This is a genomic window from Cellulosimicrobium sp. Marseille-Q4280, assembly GCF_943181405.1.
In the GTDB taxonomy this organism is placed as follows: domain Bacteria; phylum Actinomycetota; class Actinomycetes; order Actinomycetales; family Cellulomonadaceae; genus Cellulosimicrobium.
On record NZ_CALPBY010000010.1, the window covers coordinates 26,903 to 42,732 of the forward strand.

Genomic DNA, 15,830 nt, shown 5'->3' on the forward strand with positions numbered 1-15,830 from the left:
TCTCGCAGGTCGTCAGCGCCGCGCGGTCCGGGCCGCCGGGTAGGCGCGCAGCACGCCGACGGTCACGGCGGCGGCTGCGCCCGCCTTGAGCACGTCCCCCGGCAGGAACACGAGGGAGAGCTGCACCGTCGTGGCGAGGGGCACGCCGGTGAGCAGCGCCTGGACCGGGATCCCGAACCCGTAGACGACCGCGACACCGCCCACGAGGCACGCGCCCAGGACGGGCCAGAAGGTCGGCCGTCGGAGCCTGTCCACGAGGAGGCCGACGGTCAGGGCCCCTGCGAGGAAGCCCACGAGGTAGCCCGCGGAGGGACCGACGAAGACGGCGATCCCGCCGCGACCGCCCGCCAGCAGCGGGAGGCCGGCCGCGACGAGCGCGAGGAACGTCGCGACGGAGAGCGTGCCGAGCCGGGCGCCGAGCACCGCGCCCGCGAGCATGACGCCGAGCGTCTGGAGCGTGACGGGGACGGCGTTGCCGAGCAGCGCGACCGACCCGGGCACACCGAGCGCGGCGATCAGCGCGGCGAACGTCGCGACGCGAGCCGCGTCGCCCGCGGTGAGGGTGAGGAGGTGCCCCCGTCGCGCGGCGACGTCGCCGGTCGGCGCGTCGGCGACGTGACCGGGGGCGGCGGACGGGGTGGTGGCGAGGGTCGGGTGTGCGGCGCGGGCCGTCGTCGGCTCAGGTGTCGCGTCGGTCACGGGTGCTCCTGTCGTGGTCGGGCAGGTCACCACAACTCTCGCGGGCGAGCCGGCTCGAGGCCGACGGGGCGACGGACGACGCCGGGACGCCGTCGTGCACGGAACCCACAACGCGTTGGAGGATCCCTCCAGAACCGTGCCCACGAGGGGCGGCGGTCCGGGAGGAATCCTCCAACGGGTGCGCGGGGTGGGCTCCACCCCGGGTGCGCCGGGCGCCCGACCGGACGCCCGGTCAGGCCTCGCCCGGGAGCGCCTTGCGGACGACGAGCCGGGTCCACGCGCCGAGGTAGACCCGGTCGCCGTCGCCGAGCTCGCGACGCTGTCCGGCCGGGATCGGGTCCGTGGGCAGCGCCTCGCCCGCGGGGCTCACGTACGTCCCGTTCGACGACTGCAGGTCCTCGACCCACCAGCGCTGACCGTCGGTGCTGAGCTGGCAGTGCCGCCGGGAGACCCCCGTGTCGGTACCGCAGTCGACCTGCGGGTGGATGCCCCGCGAGACCGACGGACGGCCCACGAGGACGCTGCGCTCGCGCAGCACGACGAGGCCGGGCAGCCCGGCCGACGGCATGGGGTCCTCAGGCTTCTGAGCCGTGTACCAGTCGGGGTCGATCCAGATCTCGACGACCCACTGGTCGGGTCCCGGCACGGACGGGGTCGGCAGGTGGCTGCTCGACGACCCGGGCGACGTCGGTGCACCGGCTGCGGCCTCGGGCGCCCCGGTCTCCCCGGCGACGGGCAGGGGCGAGCCCGCGGGCGTCTCGGGGGCGGGCACGGCGGCCGAGTGCGCCGGGTCCGCCGTCGGTGGCGCGCTCGGGACGGGCGAGCCCGACGCCGGCCGTGCGGGCGTGCCCGGTGCCGGCGGGTCGAGCGAGAGCGCCGACGGCGGCTCCACCGGGTCCGGGAGCGCCCCCGTGGTGAAGTCGTACCCGCAGTTCTCGCAGAAGAGCGCGCCCGCGGCGGCGGGGAAGTCGCAGTTCGGGCACGTCGTCGCGGGGGTGGACGCCGAGGCGGCGGGTGTCGGGTCGGCGCTCGCCGACGGGGCGGCCGGGGCCGCGGCCGACGCCGCGATCGGCTCCCCGCACACGTCGCAGTAGTCCGTCGACTCCGACGGGTGCCCGTTCGGGCACACGACCGCGCTCACCGGCGCACCCGCGTCGTCTTCGTCGAGGCGGTGTCGAGCGCCATCTCGTCGAGCGTGGAGGTGTTGCGCTTGAGCCGGACGGTGCCCTGCTCCTCGCTGTCGATGTCGACGACCTTGCGCAGGCGCGTCGTGGCCTCCGCGTTGCCCGTCTGCTGCGCGAGCTGGACCGCGCGGCCGAGCTTGACGGTGGCCGTCGCCTCGTCGCCCGACGCCTTCGCGGCGAGGCCCTCCTGGATCGCCGCGGCGAGCTCGGTCTGGCCCGTGTAGTGCGCGACCTCGGGGTTGATGCGCGTGGTGAGCGAGTCGTCGTCGGACCACTTCGCCTTGACCAGCCCGGACGAGACGACCTCGCCGTTCACCGCGAGCTGGACGCGCGCGGCGAGCTGCTCGGAGCCCACCGGCTTCGACGCGACGCGCACGGCCACGTGGTAGTCGCGCGACTCGTCGCCCCAGGACCCCGTGGGGTACGCGCCGGTGAGCGGGTTGACGTCGCTGCGCCGGGTCGTCAGGTCCTCGACCGTCGGCGCGACCTGGCGCACGAACAGCACCTGGGCTCCCTGCGGCGCCCACACCCGCAGGTCCGCGGACGCGACGCCGCGAGCCATCGACGCCCGCATGAGTGCCTCGAAGTCGGCCGCGATCTCGCTGGGATCCGCGATGAGGTCGACCGTGCCGAGCAGCGCGGTCGCGATCTCGCGCAGCTCGTCGACCTGCCAGCGCGAGCCGACGCCACGGGCGTCGCACTGGAAGTGCCCGGTCACGTCGCGCACGGCCGCGGAGAGGTTCGCGCGCGGCTCCGACTCGTTCTTGCCGTCCGTGAGGAGGATCGCGTGCCGCTGCGTCGCCTGCGGCACGGTCTCGAAGAGCTGGTCGGCGAGGCGCAGCCACGTGCTCATCGCGGTGCCGCCGCCCGGCGCCATCATCGAGATCGCGCGCTTCGCCTCGGCGCGCGCGCCGGGTTCCATCTGGACCATCGCGACGCGCGCGTTCGGGTAGGGGAACGCGCGGTGGGCGACGTGGCTGCCGCCGACGATCGCGAACCACGTGCCGTCGAGGACCTGGTCGACCGCGACCTGGGCCGCGTGCTTGGCCGCCTCGATGTTGCGCCCGGACATCGACCCGGACGTGTCGACCATGATGATCTCGGCCACCCCGCCGGCGGTGCCGCCCCCGGCCGTGCCCGCTCCCGAGCACGTCACGGTGACGATCGCGTGGACGTCGGTCGCGCCGTCGGACAGGAACTCGTTCTGGTAGACCTCGGCGGAGAACTCGGCCATGGGGGCTCCTTCGGTGATGCGGTGTTCGGGCAGGCTATCGGGTCGGTCCGGGCGGGTTCGAGCGGAACGCTCGAGGGGGCGGGTGGGGCGGCTTCGCCTCGGCCGGTCGGACGGCGGGTTCGGCGTCCGTCGGCGGTCGGTGGCCGCTGGTCGACGGCCGGGTCAGGCGGCTGCTCCTGCGCCGAACCGGGCGAGCGTGACCGTGATGTTGTCCCGGCCGCCCTGCGCGTTCGCCCAGCGGACGAGGGCCGCGGCGAGCGCCTCGGGGTCGGAGCCGTCCGAGCCCTCGGTGGCGTGGACGAGGCCCGCGAGGTCGCCCGCGGCGGAGCAGTAGTTCCACAGCCCGTCCGAGCACACGAGGACCCAGCCCGGGCGGTCGGGGATCGTGGCCGCCGTCCGGGCGGTGGGGTCGGGCGCGTCGTGGCCAAGCCAGCGCGTGATCGCGTGCGCCTGCGGCGACGTCTCCGCCTGGGCCCGCGGGATGCCCTGGGCGATCATCTCCTGCGCCCACGAGTCGTCGACGCTGAGCTGGTGCGCCTCGCCGGCGTCCGGCAGCCAGTACGCGCGCGAGTCGCCGACCCAGCCCGTGACGACCAGCGGACCGTCGACGACCGCGGCGACGAACGTGCACGACGGCGGGTTCTCCCGGTCCGCCGTGCCCGGTACCGCGGCGAGGACCGCCTCGTTCGCGGCGCGCGCCGCGTCGCCCAGCAGGACGGACCAGGCGCTGAGCCGCGCCGTCGTCTCGCCCTGCACGGGAGCGTCGCCGGCGGGGCCGCCCGCGGCGAGGGTGTCACGCGCGGCGCGCGCGGCGGCGAGGCTCGCGACGTCGGAGTCGGGTGCGCTGGACACGCCGTCGCACACGACGAGCGCGGCGAAGGGCCGGTCGGTCAGGCCATGTCCGGCCGTGCCCTCTCCCGCCGTGCCTTCCGGTGCGCTCGCGGTACCCGGCACGCGTGCGGTACCGGGCCCGCCGACGGGCGCCGGCCCGCTCGCGGCGAGCGCCATGGCGTCCTCGTTGCGGACGTGCCGCACGCCGCGGTCGCAGACGCCCGCGACCCAGGCGGCCGGTCGCTCGGCCCAGTGGTCGCGCTCGGTCGCCGCGGGCTCGCCGCACTGGGCGCAGTAGCCGTCGTCCGCGATCGTGCCGCCGCAGCGCACGCACGGCCGTGCGCCGTCGGCGCGGCCACCACCGTCCGGGTCGTCGGCCTCCGTCGCCGTGCCGGGGTGGGCGGCCGAGGCCGCAGCGTCCTGGTCCGCCTCGTCCGCGCCGTCAGTGCCGTCAGTGCCGTCAGCGCCGTGAGCGCCGGTGGTCGCCGGCTCGGGCGGGAACGACGCGAGCGGGGTGCCGCAGGCCTCGCAGAACCTCGCGCCGGGGTGCGAGGGCTCGCCGCACGCCGGGCAGGCGAGGAGCGCGCTCGTGGCCTCGCCGTCCACCTCCGCCGGGTCCGTCGCCTCCGTGGCGGTCGCGCTCGGAGACGTCGCACCGGTGCTCTCGTCCGGGGCGGTCGCGTCGGGACCCGGCGACACGGGATCGGTCGCGCCGGTCGGGGCGCTCATCGCACGGTCCAGCGGCGGACCTCGTTCGCCCGGTCGACGAGCGTGATGCGCTCGTCGCGCGAGTCCGTGAGCGACGCGAGGTCGCGGTACGCGCCCTCGAGGGCGTCGCGCAGCGCGGGCTCGTCCGCCGGGACACCGGCGATCCGCGTCGTGGGGGACGGGCCGGACTCGGTCACGGTGTCGAGCGCCGAGCGCAGGACCCCCACCGAGAGCTCGGCGCGCTCGCGCGGCGCGATGGTCACCGCGCCGACGCTCGCGAGCGCGTCGGCGAGCGCCGCCAGCCCTCGGCCGGAGTCGGCGAGGAGATGGGCGCGCAGCACGCGTGACTCGACGTACGAGCTGCGCGTGGGCGTGACGAGGTCGAGCGCGTGCAGGGCGCCGTCGAGGTCGCCCCGCTCGCGGCGGATCCGGGTGAGGCCGAAGGCGGCCGGCGCCGTGTAGTTCGCGTCCGACCGGGCGCAGATCACGTAGAGCGACTCGGCGATGTCGGGCTCTCCGCTCAGCTCGCAGGCCGTCGCGAGCGCGAGCTTGGGCGCGAGCTCGCCCGGCACCTGGCCGTAGACGGCGTTGAACGACGCCCGCGCCGCGACGGAGTCGCCGCGCGCGAGCTCGTCGAGGCCGCCGAGCCACGCGGCGCGCCACTCCCACGGGTCCTCCGCGAGGATCTCGGCGATCGTCGCCTGCACGACGTCGCGCCGTCCTGCCTCGATCGCGGCACGGGTCCGGGCGAGACGCACCTCGACGGTGTCCTCCGGGGCGTCGGCGAGCGCCGCGAGCCGTGCGTCGGGGTCCGCGATGTTGACCCCGGCGAGCCAGCTCGCCATGGGGTCGTGCTCGTCGGCACGCAGCACGGGCAGCTCGTCCCAGTCGAGCGGGCGCTCCGCGACGTCGGAGACGGGTGCCTCGAACAGGACGGACGCGGCCGAGTGGAGGGCCGCGGTGCCGGGACCCCGGTCGGTCGCGACGACCTCGCGCAGGACGCCGACGAGCTGGGCCCTCATCTCGTCGACGGTGGCGAAGCGGTCGGACGGGTCGAGCGCGCACGCCTTGGCGAGCAGGCGGTAGAACGAGTCGTACGCCTGGAAGACCGGCGTCTCGGCGACCGGCGGGAGGGACGCGACGTACGTCGTGGTGTTCCCCCGGAAGTCGAGCACGAGCGTCGCGAGCGAGCGGCCGATCGTGTAGATGTCCGACGCGACGGACGGGCCGACCTCCGCGACCTCGGGCGCCTGGTAGCCGACGGTGCCGAAGATCGCGGACTGGAGGTCGTCGAGACGCCGCACGCCGCCGAGGTCGATGAGCTTGACCCCGTCGCCCTGCTGGATGACGTTCTCGGGCTTGAAGTCGCAGAAGATCAGGTCGTGGTCGTGCAGGTAGGCGAACGCGGGGAGGACCTCGAGGACGTAGGCGAGCGCCTGGTCGACGGGCAGCGGGTCGATCGCACCGCCGTTCGCGTCGCGCCGGTCCTGGAGGATGTCCTTGAGGGACTTGCCGCCGACGTACTCCATGACGGTGTAGCCCGCGCCGTCGTGCATGGCGAAGTTGTAGATCTCGACGATGAGCGGGTGCTCGACCTCGGCGAGGAACTGGCGCTCGGAGATCGCCGCGGCGTAGGCGTCCGGGTCGCCCGAGTTGAGCAGGCCCTTGAGCACGACCCACCGGCCGGACACGTTCTGGTCGCGCGCGAGGTAGATCCAGCCGAGGCCGCCGTGCGCGAGGCAGCCGACGACCTCGTACTGACCGCCCACGACGTCACCGGGGGACAGCTGCGGCGAGAAGTCGAACCGGTTGCCGCAGTGCGGGCAGAACCCGGAGGTGCGTCCGGGCTGACCGTCGCGACCGCGGCCGACCTTCTCGCCGCACGTGGGGCAGAAGCGCTTGCGCTCGGCGACCTCGGGCACGGCCATGACGGCCTGCAGCGGATCCGTCACGGGTGCCGAGGGCACCGTGGTGAGGCCGGCGCCGAGACGGTGGCCGCGCAGGCGCGTCGAGGACGTGCCGACGCGACGGGTCGCCTTGGACCCCGTGGCGGCGGTGCGGGCGGAACCGAGCGCTGCCGTCGCGAGGCGGCTCGAGCTCGTGCGTCCCGTGCGCGTGGAGCGCTCGGCGTCGGGGTCGGACCCGCCGGGGGAGACCGCGCCGGTGCGCCCCTGGACGAAGCCCGTGCCGAGCATCGCCGACGGCGACGCGGCGGTCGCGGAACCCGCGCCCTGGGCCTGCCCGGTCGACGTGCCGGTCGAGGCGCCCGCGGTCGCGGACGTGCCGCCCGGGGTGCCGCCGGCCGGCGCCCCGCAGACGTTGCAGTAGCCGTCCTCGATGGTGCCCGGGCAGCCGGGCTCCGAGCACGGGACGGTCGTGGTGGTCGTCACGACGACGCTCCTTCCGAGGTGGGCAGGTCGCGGGTGAGGAAGTGGTACTGCTCGACGAGGAAGCGCGCGAGCACGACGTCGCACGGTGTCGCCTCGACGGCGTCGCGAGCCTCGGTGAGGCCGGCGCGGACGGTGGGGGACGCGGAACGGCCGTTCGCGTCGGCCTTGGCGGAGAGCTTCTCGAGGCTGTACCGCAGCTCGGCGCGCTCGCGCAGGGGGCGGGCGTAGGCGTCCTCGACGGTCTGGACCGCGCGCGCGACGGCGTCGAGGCGGGCCGAGTAGGCGTCGAGCTCGAACCGGGAGTCCGGCACGGGGCCGAGCCGGGACACGTCGGGGACGGCGAGCCGCGGCGGGTGCGCGATCTCGCGGCGGCAGCGCGTCACGAGCTCGCGCAGCGCCGGCTCGCGTCCCTCGAGGGCGTCGCGCCGCTCGGTCGTCCGCGAACGGTCCCGCCCGAGCTCGCGCCGCTGCGCGGAGGCCACGATGAGGTCCCGCTCGGCGCGGGCCACCTCGGTCTCGAGCTCCGCGAGCGGACCCGAGACGTCGGCTCCGCGGGCGGCCTGCGCGACGAGCCGGTCGAGCCGGCCGCGCAGCGCCTCGATCCGCCCGCGCGCGTCACCGTCGGACCCGGCGAGGTCCTCGCAGCGCACCAGCTCGGCGCGCACGCCGCGCAGCCGCGCGACCTGGTCGGCCGTGTGCGGGTCGAACGACAGGCGTGTGCGGAGCTGGACGACGAGGGCGTCGCACAGCTTCACGGCCTCGACGAGCGAGACGAGCGCCGCGCCCGAGCCGGAGTCGAGCCGGCCCCAGACCAGGACCGACATCTTCTCGCGCGCGACGGCGTCGACGCGGCCCGAGTCCCACGTCACCCGCAGCTCGTCGGCGCGTCCACGGATCGCCTGCCACAGGGACAGCGCGAGCACGAGGTCGGCCGTGTACGCGTCGGGCGTCGCGGCGGCCTGGGCGGCGGCGTCGAGCCGGTCGAGCTCGGTCCGCCGCGCGTCGAGCCACGTCTCGAGCGCGCCGAGGTACGCCATGAGGTCGGCGGCGGGGATCGCCTCGCCGAGCCGTCCCGGCGCCTCGGGTGCGACGGGACGGCTCACGGCGTGCGGCCGTAGACCGGCGCCGGGGGCGTCGGAGCGTCGCCGAGCACGCCGAGCCAGCGGTCGTAGCTCGCGGCCCACGTCCCGTCGCTCTTCATGCCCTCCAGGACGCCGTTGACGAAGCGCACCATGTCGACGTCGGCGGCAGGGACGCCGACGCCGTAGGGCTCGTCGCTGATCGCCTCGCCGACGACCTTCGCGTACGGGTCCTGAGCGGCGAACCCGGCGAGGATCGTGTCGTCGCCGGTGATGGCGTCGACGCGGCCCTGCTGGAACAGCACGAGGCACTGCGTGTGCGTCGTCGCGGGGACCGCCTCGATGCCGGGGTACTCCTCGAGGCGCGTGAGCGTCGTGGTGCCCTCGGGCGCGCACACGCGCTGGCCCTCGAGGTCGGCGATGCCGCCGGCCTCCGAGTCGCGCGTGACGAGGACCTTCTGCCCCGCGTGGTAGTACTCCGCGGAGAACGCGATCTGCTCCCAGCGGTCGCAGTTGATGGTGAACGCACGGGCGACGAGGTCGACGTCGTCGTTCTCGAGGACCTCGATGCGCTGGCCGGACGTGATGACGCGGAACTGGAGCCGGTCGGGCTCACCGAAGATCGCGCGCGAGACCTCGCGCAGCACGTCGATGTCGAATCCCTCGATGTCGCCTGACAGCGGGTTGCGCGACCCCATGAGGAGCGTGTCCGCCGACACCCCGACGCGCAGCACGCCGCGCTCCCGGATCTCGGCCATCGTGCTGCCCGCGGGGAGCGCGTCCGGCCCGGGGAGGGCGCCCTCGGGCGCGTAGGACGCGAGCGGGTCGGAGCACTCGGCGGGTGCGGCGGCAGCGGGCGGGGCGCTCTCCTCGGCAGGCGGCTCCTCCGCGGCGAGGCGCAGGTCGTCGGCGCCGCTCGGTCCGGTGCAGGCGGCGAGCACCAGCGTCGTCGCGGCGAGCGCTGCCGCGAGACCGCGCTTCAGGCGGGTCCCGCGCGGAGCGGGGCGGCGGGACCGGCCCGTGGTGGCCGCGGGGTCGGCGTTCGTCGTCGTCACCGGTACTCCTCCAGTCGTGCCGTCATGCCGCGCCACGCGAGCAGGGCCGCGACGAGCCCCGCGACCAGGAGCAGCCACCCGGCGACCGCCGCGCTCGTGCTCGCCGAGCCGAGGTCGTCCCGGGTCGCTGCTGCGTTCGTCTCGATGTCGTCGCGCGCCGCGGCGGAGAACGCGTCGAACGCCGCGTTCGCGCTGTCGGGCTCGGTGCTCGTCGCGAGCGCGACGGCCCCGTCCCAGTCGCCGCCGTCGTCGAGCGCGCGGATCTCCGCGTGGTGCGCCACCCACTCGTCGAGCGCCTGGGCCGTCGACCCGTCGAGGACGCCGTCGGCAGCCGCGGCGTCGAGCCGCTCGCTCGCGTCGGCGGTCGCGGCCTGGAACTCCTCCTCGTAGGCCTGGCCGGACCCGCGCTTGATGAGGGTGAAGGCCTCCATGGACTTCGCCTCGTTCGCGAGCGCGTACGCCTGCGACGCGGCGAGCGTCGCGGCGTACGGGCCGGTCCGCACGTCCTGGGCACGGGTCGAGGCCTGCGACAACAGGATCGTCCCCACGAGCCCGACGACGAGCACGACCACCGTGGCCGACGCGAGGCCGACGTTGAGCACGCGGTGCGTCCGGCGAGCGAGCCACACCTGGCCCAGGACGAGCACGGCGAGCGCGACGAGGCACCCGGCGAGGACCCACAGCGCGTTCCGCACGCCCGAGAAGTCCGCGGCGACGCGGTCGGCGTCGTCGAGGACGACCTCGTCGAGCGCGGGCAGCATCTCGTCGCGCAGGATCGTGGACGCCTGGTCGAGGTACGCGGCCCCGACCGGGAAGCCCTGCCGGTTGTTCGCGCGCGCCTGCTCGACGAGCCCGGTGTACACGGTGAGGTCGGCGGCCACCTGGCCGAGGATCTCGGCGTCCGCCTCGTTGCTGCCGGACAGCGTCGCGAGGTCGGCCGCCGCCTGGTCGACGAGCTCGTCGTAGCGCGCGCGCTGCTCGGCCGGCTCGAGGCCGCCGACGAGGAACGCGCCGGTCGCCGTCGCGTCGGCCGCCACGAGCGCGTTGCGCACGTCCTGCACGCCGACGAGCTGCGCCGAGTCCTCGGCCGCGGCGTCGAGCGCGCGGGACTGGACGCTGCCCGCCTGGAAGCCGAGCAGGCCCAGCGCCACGGAGGCGAGGACGGACAGCGCGAGGACGAGGCGCAGGCGGCCGGGCGTGCGCCGCAGCGCGCCGCGCGCCCGGGCGACGGTCGCGCTGCCGACGGGCTGCACCGCCTGGCCGGCCGGGGCCGAGGGCGCCACGAGGACGGTGCCCGACGGCGGGGGCGCGGCCTGGCGGACCGGGGTGGTCGTCATGCGTTCTCCTCGACGGTGGGGTGGACGGGAGGTGAGGTCGTGGTGCCGGACGCGTCGGGCACCTCGGGTGTCTCGGGCGGGTCGAGCGACGCGAGCAGAGCGGGCGCGCCCTCGCCGTCGACGAGGTCGGCGGGAAGCAGGAGGCGCAGCTCGTCGACCGTCGGGGCGGGCACGTCGCGCAGCCGCCATGCGTGGCGGGCGATCGCGGCGTCGAGCACGTTGCGCGCCCAGCGCGCGTTGCCGAAGCCCTCGGTGCGCGCCTGGGCGGCGGCCAGGCGGCCGAACGTCTCGAGCGCCTCGGGCGTCGGCTCGAAGTCGGACCGGTCGGCCATGCCCGCGAAGATGTCGCGCAGCTCGTCGTCCGTGTAGTCCTCGAACGTGATGGTCGTCGAGAAGCGCGACTCGAGACCGGGGTTCGTCGCGAGGAAGTCCGCCATCGGGCCGGGGTACCCGGCGACGACGACGACGAGCTCGTCGCGGTGGTCCTCCATGTCCTTGACGAGCGTGGTGATCGCCTCGGCGCCGTACTGGTCCTCCGCGAGCCCGTACGCCTCGTCGACGAACAGCACGCCGCCGAGCGCCGTGGCCACGACCTCCGACGTCTTCACGGCGGTCTGGCCGAGGTAGCCCGCGACGAGCTCGGAGCGGTCGACCTCGACCAGGTGGCCCTTCGCGAGCAGCCCGAGAGCGCGGTAGATGCCCGCGACGAGCCGCGCGACGGTCGTCTTGCCCGTGCCCGGGTTCCCGAGGAACACGAGGTGGCGCGTGAGCGTCGGTCGCGTGAGCCCGGCGTCGGTCCGCAGCTTCTCGACGCGCAGCAGCTCGGTCTGGCGGTGGATCTCGTCCTTCACGCGACCGAGCCCCGTGAGCGCGTCGAGCTCGGCGAGCAGCTCCTCGAGCGGGCGGGCGGGCTCCTCCTCGGTCTCGGCGGCCTGCGCGGAGGTCGTCTGCGCGGCCGCCGCCGGCGCTGCTCCCACCGTCCCGCCCGCGTCGGTCCCGTTCCGAGCGGTGCCCGACGACGCGGGGCCCCCCGGGGGCGTCGGCGTCCCGTGCCCGCGCGCCCCGAGCGCGTCGAGGATCGACTCCACGGACGGGACGTCGGGCGGGGTCGGGCGCGCGCCCTGGAGGCGGGTGCCGAGGTGCGCGAGCTCGCCGAGGTCGAACGGGTTCGCCGACGCCGGACGGTCGCCGAGCGGCCCGCCGGCAGCCGGCGCCGTCGGGCCCGGCGTCGCGAGACCAGGTGCCGCGGGACCGGGCGAGGTCGCGACGGGCGGGCGTGTCCTGGCCGACGCCGCCCGCTGCACCGCCGCGGTCCCGGCGGCGCTCCCGGCGACGTGCGGACCGGGCGTGCCGAGGGCGGCAGCGGCCGATGCGACGTCGGCCAGGGCGGCGCCGTAGGCGGCGGCGCGCGTCGAGCGCGCGGCGACGAGGCCGGCGAGCACGTCGGTGGGCGACGACCGCCAGCGGCGCGCGCTCGAGGCGGCGGTGAAGAACGCGCCCGTCGCAGCGGGGTCGTGGCCGAGCGCGGCGAGCCAGGCCGCGGGAGCTCCGGTCGAGGACTCGGCGACCGCTGCTGCGAGGCGTGCGCCCTCGTCGCGGGCGGCGTCCTCGTCGACCCCCGCGTCGCGCGCGGCGGCGGCCAGCGCGTCGAGCGCGGTGGCGAGGTCGGGCGTCGTCACGGGGCCTCCAGGCGTCCGGTCAGGTCGGGCGGCGGCGTCCCGGCACCGGCACCCGGTGACAGCGAGATCGAGGAGTCGCGGAACTTGTCCGCGAGGAACTGCCCGTGCGCGACGAGCGCCGCGGCGTCGGCCCGCGAGACCGCGTCGGAGATCTTGTCGAGCGTCACGCCGAGCAGGTCGAGCTGGTCGCACAGGAGCATGAGGGACGTCTTGCCGTGCGCGACGACTCGGCGGTCGGCGAAGTCGCGCGGCAGGCGCAGGTACGCGCCCACGGCCTCGGGCAGGTAGCTCGTCGCGGTCGCGACGACCGTGTGCGCCTGCTGCGAGCCACCGCCGAGGCGGTCGAGGCGCGGCACCATCTCCTCGACCGTGCCGGTGATGCGGTGCACGCGCGCCGTCACCGCCGGGGGTACGCGGCCCTCGATCTGCTGCTCGATGCGCTCGACGGACTCGAGGATGTCCGCGCTCGTCGGAGGCGGGGGCAGCTCGAGGGCGGGTTCGGTCGTGCGGGAGCGACCGCCCAGGCGGGCGACCACGTCGGAGATCCAGCCCATCTAGGCGACCGTCCAGCTCGGGGTGCGTGCGGGAGATGACAGGGGAAACTCTGCGGATGGTGCGGGTGCTGCTGCAGGTGTCGGCGTCGTCATGCGGGGCGGCTCAGAGCCGGCCGATGTCGAGCGAGCCGTTGCCGGCCTGCGACACGTCGGAGCGGCGCGCCCGGTCGAGGTACTCGTTGGCCTTCGTGGTCTCGGTCTCGAGGACGCCGATCGTCTGCGCCATCGAGTCGAGCGCCTGCGTCTTGAACGTCGAGATCGAGTCGAGCGTCGCGTAGATGTTCGCGAACGCCTGCTGGAGCTGCGGGAGCCCCACGGTCGCGCTCGCCGCCTGCGACTGGATGGTCGCCGACTGGTCCGCGAGCATCTTCGACGTCGACGCGATCATGTTCGACGTCGTCGTGTTGAGCGCCGTGATCTGGTCCAGCACGAGCTTCTGGTGGGCGAGCGCCTGCGCGACGATGACGGCCGTGCGCAGCGCCGAGATGGTGGTCGTCGTCGCGCGGTCGACGCCCTTGATGAGCTCGAGGTTGTTCTTCATGATGATGTCCATCGCGAGGTAGCCCTGGATGGACACCGCGAGCTGCGTCAGCAGGTCCTGGTGCTTCTGACGCACGTAGAACTGCACGTCCTCGCGCAGGGCCTGGGCCCGCTCGGGGTCGGTCGTCTCGAGCTGGGAGATCTTCGTGGAGAGCTCGGTGTCGAGGCGCTCGGCGATGAAGATGTACTGGTTGAGGCGCCCCATCGTGTCCCAGAGGTTCTGCTTCTCCAGGTTGAGCGCGGCGTTGTCCTTGCGGAGCTCGTCCTGCCCGTTGTAGAGCGACTGGACGATCGCGTTGAGCTGGGACTGCGAGCTCTCGTAGCGACGGAAGTAGTCCTGGATCTTGCCGCCGAACGGGATGATGCCGAGCAGCTTCTTGCCGATCGGTGCCTCGCTCGGGTCGAGGTCCTCGACGGTGCGGCGCAGCTCGAGGAGGGACTTGCTGATCTTGGAGCTGTCGGAGACCCCGCCCTCGCGGAACTCCTTGACGGGCATGTCGAGCATGCGGTTCGACACGTCGGCCGCGGCGCGGATGTCGGCGTCGCCCATCTTGCGGACGTCGTCGGCCTTGGCGGCGAACTCGGGGGAGCGGGTGTCCGCGGACAGGAGCTGGTCGAGGTACGAGCCGACCTTGGCCTCGAGACCCGGGATCGCGGCCTCGTCGACGCGCGGCGCCAACGAGGGGGCCTGCGTGGCGGCGACGGGCTTGACGGGTTCCGGCGCGGTGAGCGTGAGCGTCTCCGTCGGGGCGGGGGGCTGGAGCGGTGCTGCCTCGGTCATCTCGATCCTTCGCTCGTGCGTGCCGTCGGTCGCCGTCGGTGGCGGCTGGGGGAGGGCTGTCGCACGCCCCCGGGTACCCGGGCGAACCGGGCGGAACCGGCCCAGGGCCGGTCCGGCGAGTATATCTACGACGGCTGGCCCGATCTTTACCCTTTCCCACCCCAGGAGGGTGAGAACTGCCCATGCCGAGCACAACGTGCGCGCGGCCGATGAGTTCCACGCACGGGCGCCGTCGTCCCTGTCGACCGCGCGGCGCGGGCACGTGCACGGGCACGGCCGCGGACGTGCCGCGGACATCGAGGAACGGGGACGACCGTGCAGCTCGCCGGGAAGAACGCCGTGGTCTACGGGGCCGCCGGGTCGATGGGGTCGGCGGTGAGCCGGGCCTTCGCCGGCGCGGGCGCCCGCGTGTTCCTCGCGGGGCGGACGGCCGCGACGCTCGACGCGCTCGTGGACGAGATCCGGGCCGCCGGGGGAGCGGCCGAGGCCGCGGTGCTCGACGTCGACGACCTCGGCGCGGTGCACGACCACGCGGCACACGTCGTGGCGACCGCGGGGAGCCTCGACGTGTCGTTCAACGCGGTGGGGATGGACGCGGTGCAGAACGTGCCGTTCGTCGACATGGATCCCGACGACGTCCTGGTCCCCGTGACGCAGGCCGTGCGGCGCCACACGCACACCGCGGGCACCGCGGCGCGGCACATGGTCGCCTAGGGCTCGGGCGTCGTCGTGGTGCTCTCGTCGACGGCGGCGCAGGAGTCGCGGCACGAGATGGGCGGGTTCAACGTCGCGTGCGCCGCACTCGAGGCGCTCGTGCGCGGGCTCGCGGGCGAGGTCGGGCGCGACGGGGTGCGCGTCGTCGGGCTGCGGCCCAACTTCACGCCGGAGACCGCCGGGGCGAAGGACGAGGACCTGCCCGACCTCGTGGACGACACGCTGCTCGGCCGGCTGCCGCGGCTCGCCGAGGTCGCGGGCAGCGCGGTCTACCTCGCGTCCGACGCCGCGGGCGCGACGACGGGCGTCGTCCTCGACCTGTCGTGCGGCGCGATCGTCGGCTGATCCGGACGATCCGGCTGGTCCGCTGGACCGGCGCACCGATGAGTCGGCCTCTCGGACACGGTCGGGACACCATGACCGACCACGGCTCGTCCATCGCCCAGGCCTCACCCGGCCCCGCCCACGTCCCCGAGGGCGCTCGTGCGCTCGTCGCGGGACCGCACGTCGCGCACCTCGCGACGGTCCTGCCCGACGGCGCCCCGCACGTCGTGCCCCTCTGGGTCGCCTGGGAGGGCGACCGGCTGGCGTTCCTCACCGGTCCGGGCTCGCGCAAGGCCCGCAACCTCGCGCGCGACCCGCGCGTCGCGGTCTCGGTGACCGAGACCGCGAACCCGTTCGTCATGGCGACACTGCGGGGCCGCGTCGTCGAGGTGCTCGACGGCGAGCCCGGCTGGGCGGTCGTCGACCGCATCTCGGTCCTCTACACGGGCGGGCCCTACCCGCGGGGCGAGGAGCGGCACGCGTTCCTCGTGGAGATCGAGCACGCCGACGCGCAGTCGTTCGGCTGACCGACCGCCGCGGGGCGCTTGATCCTGCCCGCAGCGCGGCTGCCGGGCCCCAGGTGTGGTGCCCCGAGCAGGACTCGAACCTGCAACCTACGGATTAGAAGGCCGTTGCTCTATCCATTGAGCTATCGAGGCGCGCAGCCATCGTAGTGTGCGGGTCGCGTGCCCGGCAGGTCACGACCGCCACCCGGCCTGCA

General features: G+C 75.1%; 12 protein-coding genes, 1 tRNA gene and 1 pseudogene. 2 read left to right on the forward strand and 12 right to left on the reverse strand.

The genetic code is table 11. The features are described 5' to 3' along the window. Nucleotides 1-12 precede the first annotated feature (12 nt). The 11 genes from NFS20_RS21840 to NFS20_RS21890 form a co-directional block, all read right to left on the reverse strand. On the reverse strand, nucleotides 13-699 hold the full coding sequence (locus NFS20_RS21840; RefSeq protein WP_353050498.1) for a biotin transporter BioY: 687 nt from the start codon (nucleotides 697-699) through the stop codon (nucleotides 13-15). 232 nt (nucleotides 700-931) lie between these two features. Continuing rightward, on the reverse strand, nucleotides 932-1,840 hold the full coding sequence (locus tag NFS20_RS21845; RefSeq protein ID WP_251153880.1) for a double zinc ribbon and FHA domain-containing protein: 909 nt from the start codon (nucleotides 1,838-1,840) through the stop codon (nucleotides 932-934). Next, nucleotides 1,837-3,117: a vWA domain-containing protein gene (locus tag NFS20_RS21850; RefSeq protein WP_251153881.1), complete on the reverse strand. Its 1,281-nt coding sequence runs from the start codon at nucleotides 3,115-3,117 to the stop codon at nucleotides 1,837-1,839. The genes NFS20_RS21845 and NFS20_RS21850 overlap by 4 nt, the downstream gene beginning before the upstream one ends. Nucleotides 3,118-3,279: 162 nt before the next feature. Next, complete coding sequence (locus tag NFS20_RS21855) at nucleotides 3,280-4,677, reverse strand: protein phosphatase 2C domain-containing protein (RefSeq protein ID WP_251153882.1); 1,398 nt, start codon at nucleotides 4,675-4,677, stop codon at nucleotides 3,280-3,282. Beyond that, entirely contained in the window at nucleotides 4,674-7,046 is a 2,373-nt protein-coding gene (locus NFS20_RS21860) for a serine/threonine-protein kinase (RefSeq protein WP_251153883.1), read from the reverse strand. The genes NFS20_RS21855 and NFS20_RS21860 overlap by 4 nt, the downstream gene beginning before the upstream one ends. Next, nucleotides 7,043-8,149, reverse strand: a complete 1,107-nt coding sequence (locus NFS20_RS21865; RefSeq protein WP_251153884.1) for a hypothetical protein — start codon at nucleotides 8,147-8,149, stop codon at nucleotides 7,043-7,045. Before NFS20_RS21865 ends, NFS20_RS21860 begins: the two co-directional genes overlap by 4 nt. Next, the gene (locus NFS20_RS21870; RefSeq protein WP_502800847.1) at nucleotides 8,146-9,108 is read right to left on the reverse strand and encodes a glutamate ABC transporter substrate-binding protein; all 963 of its coding nucleotides are present in this window, start codon (nucleotides 9,106-9,108) and stop codon (nucleotides 8,146-8,148) included. The genes NFS20_RS21865 and NFS20_RS21870 overlap by 4 nt, the downstream gene beginning before the upstream one ends. 68 nt (nucleotides 9,109-9,176) lie before the next feature. Continuing rightward, nucleotides 9,177-10,517, reverse strand: a complete 1,341-nt coding sequence (locus NFS20_RS21875) for a GlnX family signal transduction membrane protein (protein ID WP_251153886.1) — start codon at nucleotides 10,515-10,517, stop codon at nucleotides 9,177-9,179. Then, nucleotides 10,514-12,196 carry an AAA family ATPase gene (locus NFS20_RS21880; RefSeq protein WP_251153887.1) on the reverse strand — a complete coding sequence of 561 codons (1,683 nt, stop codon included), beginning with the start codon at nucleotides 12,194-12,196 and terminating at the stop codon, nucleotides 10,514-10,516. The genes NFS20_RS21875 and NFS20_RS21880 overlap by 4 nt, the downstream gene beginning before the upstream one ends. Then, on the reverse strand, nucleotides 12,193-12,750 hold the full coding sequence (locus NFS20_RS21885) for a hypothetical protein (protein ID WP_251153888.1): 558 nt from the start codon (nucleotides 12,748-12,750) through the stop codon (nucleotides 12,193-12,195). Before NFS20_RS21885 ends, NFS20_RS21880 begins: the two co-directional genes overlap by 4 nt. A 103-nt stretch (nucleotides 12,751-12,853) precedes the next feature. Then, nucleotides 12,854-14,071, reverse strand: coding sequence for a toxic anion resistance protein (locus tag NFS20_RS21890; protein ID WP_251153889.1), 1,218 nt, complete (start codon nucleotides 14,069-14,071; stop codon nucleotides 12,854-12,856). Nucleotides 14,072-14,410: 339 nt separating this feature from the next. Between NFS20_RS21890 and NFS20_RS21895 the strand changes: the two are divergent. Both NFS20_RS21895 and NFS20_RS21900 read left to right on the forward strand, forming a co-directional pair. Continuing rightward, a pseudogene (locus NFS20_RS21895) lies at nucleotides 14,411-15,130 on the forward strand (SDR family NAD(P)-dependent oxidoreductase). Between the two features lie 71 nt (nucleotides 15,131-15,201). Then, the gene (locus NFS20_RS21900; RefSeq protein ID WP_251153890.1) at nucleotides 15,202-15,636 is read left to right on the forward strand and encodes a PPOX class F420-dependent oxidoreductase; all 435 of its coding nucleotides are present in this window, start codon (nucleotides 15,202-15,204) and stop codon (nucleotides 15,634-15,636) included. A 56-nt stretch (nucleotides 15,637-15,692) separates the two neighbouring features. Here the strand turns inward: NFS20_RS21900 and NFS20_RS21905 are convergent. Further along, a tRNA-Arg gene (locus NFS20_RS21905) sits at nucleotides 15,693-15,768 on the reverse strand. Between the last annotated feature and the right edge of the window lie 62 nt (nucleotides 15,769-15,830).